Origin of the sequence: Halomonas sp. 3H, assembly GCF_024206005.1 — a bacterium.
Classification (GTDB): Bacteria; Pseudomonadota; Gammaproteobacteria; order Pseudomonadales; family Halomonadaceae; genus Halomonas; species Halomonas campaniensis.
This window is the reverse complement of sequence record NZ_CP100360.1, coordinates 1,283,191-1,295,629: the sequence shown is the minus strand read 5'-3', so window position 1 is coordinate 1,295,629 and position 12,439 is coordinate 1,283,191. Positions and strand designations below refer to the sequence as shown.

Here is a 12,439-nt window from a genome sequence, read left to right as displayed (position 1 = left end):
TTACTCCCTGTCCTCTGCCGAGGCTGTAATGACCCATCACGACCACTCCCCCGTCTGGCACCCCTATGCCCATCTCAAGACCCAGCGCCCGGCGCCCAAGGTGGTCGGCGGCGAGGGGCCGCGCTTCACGCTGGAAGGCGGCGAGACGCTGCTCGACGCCACCTGCTCCTGGTGGTGCATGATCCACGGCTACCGACACCCTCGCCTCGTCCGGGCCATCCAGCAGCAGGCCGACGCGCTCTGCCACGTGATGCTCGGCGGCCTCACCCACGAGCCCGCCGACCGGCTCGCCCGGGAGCTGGTGCGGGTCACCCCGGCGGGCCTCGACCACGTCTTCTACTCCGACAGTGGCTCGGTGGGCATGGAGGTGGCCATGAAGATGGCCGTGCAGTACCACCAGCTGCGCGGCCGGCCCGGCAAGCACCGGATGCTCTCGCTGATGAAGGCCTACCATGGCGACACCGCCGGCTGCATGGCGGTCTGCGACCCCGAGGAGGGCATGCACTCGCTGTTCGCCGGCTACCTGCCCCGCCACCACTTCGCCCCGGCGCCCACCGCCCCCTTCGACGCCCGGCCCGAGGCGGTGGCAACGGACCTCGCCGCCCTGCGTGAGGTGCTGGCGCGCCACCACCACGAGATCGCCGCGCTGCTGATGGAGCCGCTGCTGCAGGCCGCCGGCGGGCTCAACATGACCTCGCCCCACTACCTACGGGGCGCCCGGGCACTGTGCGACGAGTTCGACGTGCTGCTGGTGTTCGACGAGGTGGCCACCGGCTTCGGCCGCACCGGGCGGATGTTCGCCGCCGACCACGCCGACGTCACCCCCGACATCATGGTGCTCTCCAAGGGGCTCACCGGGGGGTATCTGGGCCACGCGGCGACGCTGGCCACCGACCGGGTGCGTGACGCCTTCATCGGGGACTCCCCCGAGCACGCCTTCATGCACGGCCCCACCTTCATGGGCAACCCGCTGGCCTGCCGGGTGGCCCTGGAGAGCCTGGCGGTGTTCGAGGAGGAGGACTACCTGGGCCGGATCGCCACGCTCAACCGGGTGCTGCACGAGGAACTGGTGATGGACGAGGCGCTGGCCGCCCACCCGGCGGTGGCAGACATCCGCGTGCTGGGCGCCACCGCGGTGATCGAGGCCCATGACGCCTCGACCCTCGCCGGCGTCGGCGACTGGGCCCGGGCGCAGGGCGTCTGGCTGCGCCCCATCGGCCGCTGGCTCTACACCATGCCGGCCTACGTCACCTCAGAGGCCGACATGCGGCGCATCACCGACGTGATGAAGGGCTGGTTTCACCGCACGGGGCCGCTAGGATAGGACGGGCCACTCCCCGACGAGCCACCCGATGACCGCCATCAGCAAGACCCAGTCCAGCTTCTACCGCCGCCTCTACGTTGCCCACCTGGTGGCGAACGGCACCGCCAGCGTCCCCGCCATCACCGCGGCCACCGGCATGCCGCGACGCACCGCCCAGGACACCCTGTCGGCGCTGGGCGAGCTGGATATCGCCTGCGAGTTCGTGCACGAGGCGGGCGAGCGACACAACATCGGCCGCTACGTGATCCGCGACTGGGGGCCCATCGACCCGCGCTGGGTGGCGACCCATGCCGACCGCCTGAGGCGCTCCCTGGGCTATCCGGAGACGCCGTGAGCCGCCCGGTCAGGGGCGCGGCGGGAGCGCTGGCGGGCCTGCTGCTGGCGGCGAGCCTGGCCGGCTGCGGCCAGGCCCTTCAGCAGCAGCCCGGCCCGGGCACCGACGCGGCAAGCCTCGAGCCCCACCGGGTGATCGCCGAGGACGGCTACCGGCTGCCGCTACGCCACTGGCCCGCCGAGGGCGAGCCCCGCGCCCTTGTGCTGGCCGTGCACGGCTTCAACGACCACGCCGGCAGCTTCGCAGTGATGGCCGAGGCGCTCGCGCCCCACGGCATCGCGACCTACGCCTTCGACCAGCGCGGGTTCGGCCTCACCGACCAGCGCCGGATCTGGCCCGGCCACCAGCGGCTCACCGACGACGTCCGGCTGCTCGTCGAGCTGCTGCGCGAGCGTCATCCGGACACCCCGCTCTATCTCCTGGGCAAGAGCATGGGGGCGGCGGTGGTGCTGCTTACGCTGGCCGACGACCCGCCGCCCGGGCTAGCCGGCAGCGTGCTGGTGGCGCCGGCGGTGTGGGGGTTGGACGCCATGCCCTGGTACCAGCGCGCCTCCCTGTGGCTCGGCGTGCGGCTGATCCCCTCGGTGAGCTTCTCGGCGAACGCGGTGCGCCGGCTCGGCATCCGGCCCACCGACGACCCGGAGATCATCGATCACCTGGCCCGGGACCCGCTGATCCTGCGCCGCGCCCGAGTGGATACCCTGCACGGCGTCAGCGAGACCATGGACCTGGCGCTGGAGGCCGCCCGCCGGCTGCCCGCCCCGGCGCTGATCCTCTACGGCGACGAGGACCAGGTCATCCCCCCCGAGGCGATCTGCGCGCTGCTGGACCGGCTGCCCGAGCGGGGCGACGACGTCCCCGGCTGGCGCCTGGCGCTTTACCCGGACGGCTACCACATGCTGACCCGCTACACCCGGCGGGAGCGCACCGAGGCCGACCTCGCCGCCTGGCTGCGTGACCCGGCCGCCGCCCTGCCCTCCGGCCACGAGCGAACCCCGGCCCAGGCCCGCGACGCCCTCTGCCGCTGAACGGCGGGCGGCATCGTCGCCCGCCGCTCAGCCCTTGCGCTCGGGGGCGTGGTCAAGCTCCAGGCGGGCGCGCTCGACCAGCGCCGCCGGCAGCTCGCGCTTCACCGCCACGCCCAGCTCCTGGAACTCGGCGGTCTGCTTGATCAGGTTGCCGCGACCGTTGACCAGCTGGCCCATCGCCCGGTCGTAGCTGTCCCGGGCGCCGTCGAGCTTCTTGCCGACGTCCTCCATGCTCTCCAGGAAGCCCCGCAGCTTGGCATAGAAGCGCTCGGCGCGGCTGGCCAGCTCGGCGCTGTGGCGGCTCTGGTCCTCGAAGCGCCACAGCTGGCGCACGATGTTCAGGCTGGTCAGCAGGGTGGTGGGCGTGGCCACCAGCACGTTGTGCTCGATGGCGCGCTGGAAGAGGGTCTCGTCGTACTTCAGCGCCTCCACGTAGGCGGACTCCACCGGGATGAACATCACCACCACCTCCGGCGAGTTGAGCCCCGGCAGGTCGTAGTAGTGCTTGTCGGCCAGCTCGGTGATGCGCTCGCCCACCGCCCGGGCGTGCTCGGCCAGCGCCTGGCGGCGGCTCGACTCGTCCTCGGCGTTCACGTAGCGCACGTAGGCCGACAGCGAGGTCTTGGCGTCGATCACCAGGTGCTTGCCCTGGGGCAGGTAGACGATGGCGTCGGGGCGCCGGCGCCCGTTGTCGGTGCTGAAGCTCACCTCGCGCCGGTAGTCCTTGTCCGGGCGCAGCCCGGAGCCCTCCAGCACGTTCTCCAGCATCAGCTCGCCCCAGTTGCCCTGGATCTTCTTCTGCCCCTGCAGCGCCTGGGTCAGGCGGTCGGCCTGATCGGTGATCTCACGGTTGAGCGCCTGCAGGTGCTTGAGCTCGGTGCGCAGGCCGGCGCGCTGCTCGGTGTCGTGGCGATGCAGGGTCTCGACCTGCTCGCGGAAGCCCTTCATCTCCGCCTGGATCGGCTGCAGCAGGCCGCTGATGTTGCGCTGGGAGAGCTCCGAGAAGGCCCGCCCCTTGCGCTCGAGGATCTCGTTGGCCAGGTTCTCGAACTCCTGCCGGAGCTGGTCGCGGCTCTCCCTGAGCAGCTGCAGCTGCTGGGCGAAGTGGTGCTCACGCTGCTCCAGGGTGGTGGCCAGCTCGGCATGGCGCGCCTGCAGCTCGGCGAGCGCCGCGGCGCGCTGCTCCCGCTCGGCCCGCTCCTGCTGCCACCAGGCCTGGTAGCGCTCGCGGCTCTCCCGTGCCTCGTCGCGCTGGGTGCTCGCCGTGGTCAGCGCCTCGCGCAGCTCGGCCAGGCGCTCCTGCAGGACCTCGCGACGCCGGACCGCCACCAGCCCGGCCAGGCCCAGGGCCACCAGAAAGGCGAGCAGCGCCGAGAGGGCGGCAAGCAGCGGGGGGGACAGGGTCATGGCATCACTCCGTGATCGGGCGGGTCGCTGGCAGGAAGCGTACCCAGCCGCGCCGGAGCGGTCCACCGGCGGGTGGCACGGCACGGGCGACGCCGCCGCCGTTCGCGGATAGACTGGCAGGCGGGGAACAGACAAGGGAATCCACGGATGAGAAAGGTCCTAATGGCACTGGTCGCCTGCGCCGCCCTGGGGGCCCAGGCCGATACCGCCGCGCCGCTGGAAGGCGACGCCACGCCGGACATCGACAACGACAGCGACCTGCCGGCCTGGGCCAACGAGCAGATCGACCCCTTCCACGAGAGCGTCTCGCGCTGGGTCGACAGCTCCTCGCGGCGCATCGACGGCTTCTTCGGCACCACCGATGCGCTCACCGTGGAGTCCGACTCCTACCTGCGCCTCAGCCAGGCCTGGCGGTGGCGCGAGGGTGAGTCCCTCGACCAGGACCTCGGGGTGCGCTTCCGCCTCGACCTGCCCACCACCGAGGAGCGGCTGCGCCTGATCATCGAGAGCGAGCCCGAGGAGACCCGCGGCACCCTCGCCGAGCAGGATGACCAGCTGACCGACGAGCGCATCAGCGGCGTCGAGAGCCTGCGCATCGGTCTCAACCGGCTGAGCCGCCGCGACAAGACCGAACGCTGGAACACCCAGGTCGGCGCCGGCATCCGCGTGCGCCTGCCGCTGGATCCCTACGCCCGGGTAATCAGCCAGCGCCTGTGGACCCTCGACGACGGCCCCTGGCAGCTGGAGAGCGACAACCGCCTCTCCTGGTTCAACAAGGACGGCTACTCCGCCCGCACCCGCTGGGACCTTGGCCGCCCCCTGGACGAGCAGCGCCACCTGCGCTTCATCACCAACGTGCAGTGGCGCGAGGAGGTCGACAAGCTGGAGTTCAGCGAGGCAGCCGAGCTCAACCGTCGCCTCAACCGGCGCAGCGCGCTGCGCTACACCGCCGCCGTGCTGGGGGAGAGCGGCTCCCGGCCGCGTATCGAGGACAGCTACCTGGAGGTGCGCTACCGTCGCGACGTGCACCGCGGCATCCTCTTCCTGGACGTGGCCCCCGCCCTGCACTTCCCGCGGGAGGTCGACTATGACACCCGCTGGGAGGTGAACCTGCGCCTGGAGATGTACTTCCGCCGCCAGTTCGATCGCACCGTGCTGTGACCGGCCGATTAACCGCTGTCGGGATCGCCGCTGTTCGCCGGCGACATGATCCGGCAGGATAGGCCTCCAGTCTCGACCGACATGAGGCGGAAGGATCCGCTCGCCCGCACGCAGGAGGCCAGGGAAATGATCGACGAACTCTCGTCCATGGAGGCACAGCAGGAGGTCCACGAGCTGATCGCCCAGCAGGTGCCGCTGGGCGAGACGCTGGACGCCATCGCCCGCTGGATCGGCATCATCCTGCCCGAGGCGGTGGTGGCCTTCATGCGCTACGACCCGCGCCACTGCACCCTCAGCCTGACTCCCAGCCGACGCTTCTCGCCGCGCTACACCCGGCGGCTGCAGGACGTCCCGGTCGGGCCGGGCGTGGCCTCCTTCGGCACCGCCGCCTTCCTGCGCCAGCCGGTGTTCACCGAGGACATCGAGACCGACCCGCGCTGGGACGCCTTCCGCGACGCCGCCCGGGCCGAGGGGCTGCGCGCCTGCTGGTCGAGCCCGGTACTGACCGCCCAGGGCGAGCTGCTGGGCACCTTCGGCACCTATTTCCGCTCCCCCATTGCCCCCGGCGAGCCCAGCCGGCGCAAGCTGCGCCAGGCGGCGGCGCTGCTGGCCCTGGCGATCCTTCGCGACCGCGACATCACCGAACGCAAGCGGCAGGAGGCTTCGCTGCGCCTGCTGCAGCGGGGCATCGAGGCGACGCCCAACGGCGTGGTGATGGCCGACGCCCGGCGCCCCGACACCCCGCTGGTCTATGCCAACCAGGCCTTCTACGAGATGACCGGCTACCGGCCGGAGGAGGTGCTCGGCCACAACTGCCGCTTCCTGCAGGGCCCGGAGACCGACCCCGACGCCGTGGAGGCCACCCGCCGGGCGCTGACCGAGCGCAGCGACGTGGACGTCACCCTGCTCAACTACCGCAAGGATGGCACTACCTTCTGGAACCGGCTGTCGATCAGCCCCGTGTTCGACGAGCACGACACCTGCACCCACTTCATCGGCATCCAGCAGGACATCACCCAGCAGCGCGACCACGAGGCGCAGATCGCCTACCAGGCCACCCATGACCTGCTGACCGGCCTGCCCAACCGCAGCGTGCTGGATGAGCGGCTGGAGCAGGCGTTCGCCCGCGCCCGGCAGCAGGGGGCGCTGGCGGTGGTGATGCACTTCGACCTGGACGGCTTCAAGACCATCAACGAGGGGCTGGGCCACCATATCGGCAACCGGCTGCTGATGGCGGTGGCCGAGCGACTCCGCCAGCCCCTCGGCGAGGGCCAGACCCTGGCCCGGCTGACCGGCGACGAGTTCGGCCTGCTGCTGCCCGACCTGCCCGACCGCGAGGCCGCCAACGCCCTGGCCGACCGGCTGATCGAGGGGCTGGCCGCCCCCTTCGAGATCGAGGGCCGGGCGCTGCACATCAGCGCCAGCATCGGCATCGCCGGCAGCGACGACACCGCCCGTCACGCCCACGAGCTGCTCCAGCGCGCCGACCTGGCCATGGGCGAGGCCAAGCAGCAGGGGCGCAACACCTGGCAGTGGTACCAGGGCAACGTGCAGCGCATCAGCCGGCGCAATGTGCTGCTGCGCCACGACCTGCAGGTGGCCCTGCAGCAGGGCGACCAGTTCGAGCTCCACTACCAGCCGGTGGTGGAGGCAGGCAGCGGCCGCATGCGCGGGCTCGAGGCGCTGCTGCGCTGGCACCACCCGAGCCGCGGCATGGTCTCTCCCGGCGACTTCATCCCGCTGGCCGAACAGACCGGGCAGATCATCCCCCTGGGGCGCTGGGTGCTTGAGCGCGCCTGCAACGACGCCGCCGAGCTGCTCGCCGACGGGCGGCGCATGCTGCCGGTGGCGGTCAATATCTCCTCGCTGCAGTTCCGCCGCGACGGCTTCCTCGAGGACGTGCAGCAGGCCCTGGCCGAGAGCGGGCTGCCGCCGGAGCTGCTGGAGCTGGAGGTGACCGAGAGCCTGCTGCTGGACGGCGCCGACCAGGCCATCGCGCTGATCGACCGGCTCAAGGCGCTGGGCATCCGTGTCGCCCTGGACGACTTCGGCACCGGCTTCTCCAGCCTGAGCTACCTGCGCGACCTGCCGATCCACAAGGTCAAGCTGGACCGCGCCTTCGTCCATGACATCACCACCAACCGCAGCAACGCCGCCATCGTGGAGGGGATCATCACCATGTCCCACCACATGGACCTGGTGGTGGTAGCCGAGGGCATCGAGACCCGCGAGCAGCAGCAGGACCTGGTGCGCCGCCAGTGCGACCTGCTGCAGGGCTACCGCTTCTCGCGCCCCGTGCCGCTGGAGCGCCTCAAGGCGCTGCCCGACCGACTGCCCGAGCCCGCCGACGACCGTTGATTGACAGTGGCGCCGCGAGGCGCCTATCATCGATAACGATTCTCATTGTTAATAAATCACCGAGCCGGCCTCCATGAGCACAGAGCGCCCCAAGGCGTACTACACCGCCGTCTTCCTTCAGGTCTCCTTCCGCGCCATCAAGGACTCCATGGCCGGCAAGGCCGGCGACGGCCTGCCCTGCTGGCTCGACACCCGCATGCTCGGCATGCTCTGCCGCGACCTGAAGGCCTGCTGCAACGAGACCGACGACCACGACCCGGCCCACCGGCCCCTGGCGGACGCCCGGGACGCCTGCAACCAGCTCCTGGCCCGCTGCCCCGGCGACCTGGACAGCACCCTCTGCCACCATCATCTGGATGTCATCCTCGAGGCCCTGGGCCAGGCCATCACCGCGCTGGACCGCACGCCGTCGCCCCCCGATGCCTCGCGCTGGCAGACCGCATCGCGCTACCTGCTGCAGGGCTTCAAGCACCTCACCTGAGCGCCCTTGAGTGTCCTCTCGCCCACTCCTCGATCATTTCCCCGACCCTATCCCGCTGATGCCCGGCACGGGGCATTTATCAGCCGCTGGCGCCCCCGCGCCGGGGCTATAGTCAAGGAGATAGACCCTACCCACCCTGGCCCCTCGCCCACCGGCGCAGGGGCCAGCGTCGTGCCCGACCGCGGCCACCACGGCCTCGGCGACACGGCATCATCCGGAGGAGACTGTCATGCGTGGCATCCTGTGGAGTGGCGTCATCGTGGTCGGGCTGACCGCGGCAGGCGTGCCTGCCGGCAGCAGCCAGGCCGATGAGATCACCGAGACGATCGCGGCGATCCGTGCGGCGGCGGAACGCTTCGAGGACGTGAACGTGGCGCTGGCGGAGGGCTATGTCCCGGACCCCTCCGGCGAGTGCGTAAAGGCCGGGGAGCACGGCCTGCCGCCGGCGCTCGGTCACATGGGCATCCACTACCTGCGGCCGGACCTGCTAGGCATCACCGCTACCGAACCGCGGGTGAACGGCGCCGGCACCCATACCGACTTCATGAACCCCGCCATCCTGCTCTACGAGCCCCAGGCGGACGGCAGCATGGTGCTGGTGGGGGTCGAGAACCTGGTGTTTGCCCAAGCCTGGCAGGAGGCCGGCCACGGCGAGCCGCCGAGCTTTCTGGGCCGCACCTGGGACTACATGGCCGACGACCCGGCCATTCCCGGTGACCAGGCCCACGGCTTCGAGCCCCACTACGACCAGCACGTCTGGTTCCGCGACAACCCTAGCGGCAACCTCGAGCCCTTCAACCCGGCGGTCAGCTGCGACCTGCGGGAGGCCTGAAGCCCCTACATCGGCTCGGTGAGCAGGCCGTAGGTGTCAGGGCGGCGGTGAAGGGCAAAGTTGAAGATGTGTTCGCGGATCTCGCGGGTGCGGTCCAGGTCGCATTCGTGGGTGATCAGCTCATCCTCGACCGTGCCGGCCATGGCCACGATCTCGCCGGTAGGCGCGATGATGCAGCTCTGGCCCAGAAGGTCGCAGCCCTCCTCGCGCCCGGCTTTCGCCACCCCCACTACCCACATGCCGTTCTGGTAGGCACCCGCCTGCATGCATAGGTGGTTATGGAAGCCCTGGAGGTGATCATGGGTCGGCACCGGCGGATAGTGGATCGGGGTGTTGTAGCCAAGCATCATCAGCTCTGCCCCCTGCAGGGCGAGCATGCGGTAGGTTTCGGGCCAGCGCCGATCGTTGCACAGCGCCATGCCCATGGTCCCGCCGAAGGCCTGCCAGGTCCCGAATCCCTGATTGCCCGGCTCGAAGTAGCGCTTCTCGAGATGCTGGAACGGGCGCCAGGGCTCATGCTCATGGTGCCCGGGGAGATGCACTTTGCGGTACTTGCCCACGACCTCGCCGCGACCATCGACGAGGATCGAGGTATTGAAGTGATGCGCTCGCCCGGCCTCACACGCCAGCTCCGCATAGCCCAGATAGAACCCGATTCCGAGTTCACGTGCCGTCTCGAACAGGGGCCGGGTCTCGGGGCCAGGCATTTCACGCTCGAAGAAGGCGTCCACCTCCGCCGGGTCGTCGAAGTACCAGCGCGGGAAGAAGGTGGTTAACGCCAACTCCGGGAAGACGACCAGCTTCACGCCACGCGCATGAGCCTGTCGCATCAGCTCGACCATCCGGTTGACGGCCTGGCGGCGGGTGTCCTGGCGGGCGATGGGGCCCAGTTGGGCAGCGCCCACGATGAGTTTGCGGCTCATGGAAGTTCCTTGTGGTGACCGAATGGGAGGCTTGCACGCTTCTCGCTATCACTCGCTCAGGTCGAGCAGCACCTGCAGCAGCACGTTGGCACCGGCTTCGAGGTCATGGAAGGCAGTGAATTCGTTGATGTTGTGGCTGATGCCCCCGACGCTTGGCACGAAGATCATGCTGGTGGGGCAGACCCTCGCCAGCATCTGGGCATCATGGCCGGCGCCGCTCGGCATGCGCATCACCGAATGGCCAAGCGCCCGGGCGCTGGCTTCCACGCGGTCTACCATGGCCGCATCGAAGGGGACCGGGTCGAAGCGGGCCAGGGTGCGGCGCTCGACCTGGATGCCCTCCTGCACCGCCAGCCGCTCCACGCAGTCGGCGAGCTCCTGCTCGGCCTGCTGCAGCCGCTGGTTGTCGGTATTGCGCAGGTCCACCGTGAAACGGGCGTGGTTGGCGACCACATTCACCAGGTTGGGCGCGATCTCCAGTGAGCCCACCGTGCCGACCTGGTCGCCGCCGATGCGGGTGACCAGCTCCCGCACGAAGGTGGCGGTGGCCATGGCCGCATAGCCCGCATCGTGACGCAGCCGCATCGGCGTCGTGCCCGCATGGTTGGAGGTGCCGGTGAAGGTGAACTCGGTCCAGGAGATGCCCTGCACCTTCTCCACGGCCCCGATGGTCACCCCGGCTTCCTCCAGCACCGGGCCCTGCTCGATGTGCAGTTCCACGAAGGCATGAACGCTCGGTGCGCCCACCGGGGGCTCTCCCCTTGCACCGATCGCCTCCAGGCAGTCGCCGACCCGTTCCCCATCGATGCCCCGGGTGGCCAGCGCCTCCTCCAGTGGCATGCCGCCCACGTAGACCAGGCTGCCCATCATGTCCGGAGCGAAGCGGGCGCCCTCCTCGTTGGTGAACACCGCCACGCAGAGCGGGCGACGGGTGGTGATGCCGGCGTCGTTGAGGGTCTCGAGCACTTCGAGGCCGGCCAGCACGCCCAGGTTGCCATCGTAGAGGCCACCGGTGCGCACGGTATCGATATGCGAGCCGGTCATGACCGGCGGGCCCGCCTCGAGGCCGGGCCGCAGCCCGAAGAGGTTGCCCATGGCATCGACGCTGACCTCGAGTCCCAGCTCACGCATCCACGCCAGGACCCGCTCGCGCCCCTGGCGATCCTCCTCGCTAAGCGCCAGCCGACAGACCCCGCCGCCGGGCAGGGCGCCGATCTCGCCCAGGGACTCCAGTCTCGCCGCCAGGCGGCGGCCATTGATTTCAAGGGCATCACGCATGGGTATCGGCCTCCGCCATCACCTCGGCCGCCGAGCGGCCCACCAGTTCTTGATAGACCGCCTCGTCGGTGGCCCCTTCACTCCCGATCAGCAGCACCCGGCTGTGCTCATCCAGCCCCAGCGCCTGGCTGAGTTCGCGGTCCTGACGGGCGATCAGCAGCCCGGCCAGCCCGGCCACTGCACTCTCGCCGGCCACCAGCGGGGCATCGTCACCGACCCCGTCCGCCAGGAGCCGCATCGCCTCCACGGCGGCGGCGTCGCTCACGGCCATGAAGTCGTCGACGCCTTCATCTAATACCTCCCAGGCGAGCAGGGAGGCCTCACCGCAGGCCAGCCCCGCCATCAGGGTCTCCAGCTCCCCCGCCACGGCAGTGGGCGTGCCGGCACGGGCACTGGCATAGAGACAGGCGGCCTGGTCCGGCTCCACCACCACAATCCGCGGCCTGTCGGCGCCATAGGCTTCCCAGAGCTGAGCCAGGGTGGCCGCGGCCAGCCCACCGACGCCGCCCTGGATGAAGCAGTGGGTCGGCGGCGCGTCGAGCTGATGGACGGCCTCGTCGACCATCACCGTGTAGCCCTGCATGACATCCCGCGGCACCGTCATGTAGCCCGGGTAGGACGTGTCGGAGACCACGTACCAGCCATTCGCCTCGGCGTCGCGTGCCGCCTGGCGGACGGAATCGTCATAGTTCCCCCCCACCCGACGCACCTCGGCCCCGAAACGCGCGATGGCATCCTCACGGCCCCGGGAGACCGTGGCATGCAGGTAGATGACGCAGCGCGCTCCGAACTGCTGCGCTCCCCAGGCCACGGAACGCCCGTGGTTGCCATCGGTGGCACAGCAGACCGTGATGTCGGCGACGGCCTCGCGGTAGCGCCCCGCCAGCAGGTCGTCGGTGGTCGCGCCGGCCGGCAGTTTCGACTTCAGCAGCCGCAGTACGGCATAGGCGCCACCCAGCGCCTTGAAGCTGTTGAGCGTGAAGCGGTGCGCCTCGTCCTTGTAAAACACCTTGTCGACCCGGGCAGCCGCCGCCAGGCCAGCCAGGGAGATCAGCGGCGTGGGGGCGTAGCCCGGCCAGCGGCGAATCTCGTCGCGGGCCTCGATCATCCCGGACTGGGTCAGCACGGCACGGGGGCGTTCGCCCATCGGCTCGCCTCGTCGGACGCGGGGGTTGGCGAAATGGAGCACGGTGTCATGGGGGATCAGGGGGCGCATGGGCATCCTTGGAGCAGGCGGCAGGCCGGGCCGGAAGCGGCGGGTTGAACGTTTTCGATCGGTTGCCCCTCAATCTGAAATATTATTTTCAACATGT

11 protein-coding genes are annotated in these 12,439 nt (G+C 70.2%); 7 read left to right on the top strand and 4 right to left on the bottom strand.

Annotation, left to right across the window (positions count from 1 at the left end):
* Nucleotides 1-28 precede the first annotated feature (28 nt).
* The 3 genes from bioA to NFC98_RS06120 are packed head-to-tail and all read left to right on the top strand — an operon-like array spanning nt 29 to nt 2,686.
* Complete coding sequence (gene bioA, locus NFC98_RS06130) at nt 29-1,324, top strand: adenosylmethionine--8-amino-7-oxononanoate transaminase (protein ID WP_254277232.1); 1,296 nt, start codon at nt 29-31, stop codon at nt 1,322-1,324.
* A gap of 28 nt (nt 1,325-1,352) precedes the next feature.
* On the top strand, nt 1,353-1,658 hold the full coding sequence (locus NFC98_RS06125; RefSeq protein WP_254277231.1) for a helix-turn-helix domain-containing protein: 306 nt from the start codon (nt 1,353-1,355) through the stop codon (nt 1,656-1,658).
* Nucleotides 1,655-2,686 (top strand): alpha/beta hydrolase, encoded by a 1,032-nt coding sequence (locus NFC98_RS06120; RefSeq protein WP_254277230.1) that lies wholly within the window; start codon nt 1,655-1,657, stop codon nt 2,684-2,686. The genes NFC98_RS06125 and NFC98_RS06120 overlap by 4 nt, the downstream gene beginning before the upstream one ends.
* 27 nt (nt 2,687-2,713) lie before the next feature.
* Here NFC98_RS06120 and rmuC read toward each other — a convergent pair whose 3' ends face one another.
* A complete protein-coding gene (gene rmuC / locus NFC98_RS06115) occupies nt 2,714-4,093 on the bottom strand; it encodes a DNA recombination protein RmuC (RefSeq protein WP_254277229.1) in 1,380 nt (459 codons plus the stop codon).
* A 147-nt stretch (nt 4,094-4,240) separates the two neighbouring features.
* On the opposite strand from rmuC, the gene NFC98_RS06110 reads away from it, so the two are divergent.
* The 4 genes from NFC98_RS06110 to NFC98_RS06095 all read left to right on the top strand — a co-directional run bounded on the left by NFC98_RS06110 (nt 4,241) and on the right by NFC98_RS06095 (nt 8,925).
* Complete coding sequence (locus NFC98_RS06110) at nt 4,241-5,254, top strand: hypothetical protein (RefSeq protein ID WP_254277228.1); 1,014 nt, start codon at nt 4,241-4,243, stop codon at nt 5,252-5,254.
* A gap of 126 nt (nt 5,255-5,380) precedes the next feature.
* Nucleotides 5,381-7,612, top strand: a complete 2,232-nt coding sequence (locus tag NFC98_RS06105) for a bifunctional diguanylate cyclase/phosphodiesterase (RefSeq protein WP_254277227.1) — start codon at nt 5,381-5,383, stop codon at nt 7,610-7,612.
* A gap of 73 nt (nt 7,613-7,685) precedes the next feature.
* A complete protein-coding gene (locus NFC98_RS06100) occupies nt 7,686-8,093 on the top strand; it encodes a hypothetical protein (RefSeq protein WP_254277226.1) in 408 nt (135 codons plus the stop codon).
* 229 nt (nt 8,094-8,322) lie between these two features.
* Complete coding sequence (locus NFC98_RS06095; RefSeq protein WP_254277225.1) at nt 8,323-8,925, top strand: hypothetical protein; 603 nt, start codon at nt 8,323-8,325, stop codon at nt 8,923-8,925.
* A gap of 5 nt (nt 8,926-8,930) precedes the next feature.
* Here the strand turns inward: NFC98_RS06095 and NFC98_RS06090 are convergent, their stop codons facing one another.
* From NFC98_RS06090 to NFC98_RS06080, 3 genes are read right to left on the bottom strand one after another with little or no spacing between them, the layout of a single operon-like run.
* A complete protein-coding gene (locus NFC98_RS06090) occupies nt 8,931-9,848 on the bottom strand; it encodes an N-carbamoyl-D-amino-acid hydrolase (protein WP_254277224.1) in 918 nt (305 codons plus the stop codon).
* A gap of 48 nt (nt 9,849-9,896) precedes the next feature.
* Nucleotides 9,897-11,126, bottom strand: a complete 1,230-nt coding sequence (locus NFC98_RS06085) for a Zn-dependent hydrolase (protein ID WP_254277223.1) — start codon at nt 11,124-11,126, stop codon at nt 9,897-9,899.
* Nucleotides 11,119-12,342 carry a diaminopropionate ammonia-lyase gene (locus NFC98_RS06080; RefSeq protein WP_254277222.1) on the bottom strand — a complete coding sequence of 408 codons (1,224 nt, stop codon included), beginning with the start codon at nt 12,340-12,342 and terminating at the stop codon, nt 11,119-11,121. Before NFC98_RS06080 ends, NFC98_RS06085 begins: the two co-directional genes overlap by 8 nt.
* Between the last annotated feature and the right edge of the window lie 97 nt (nt 12,343-12,439).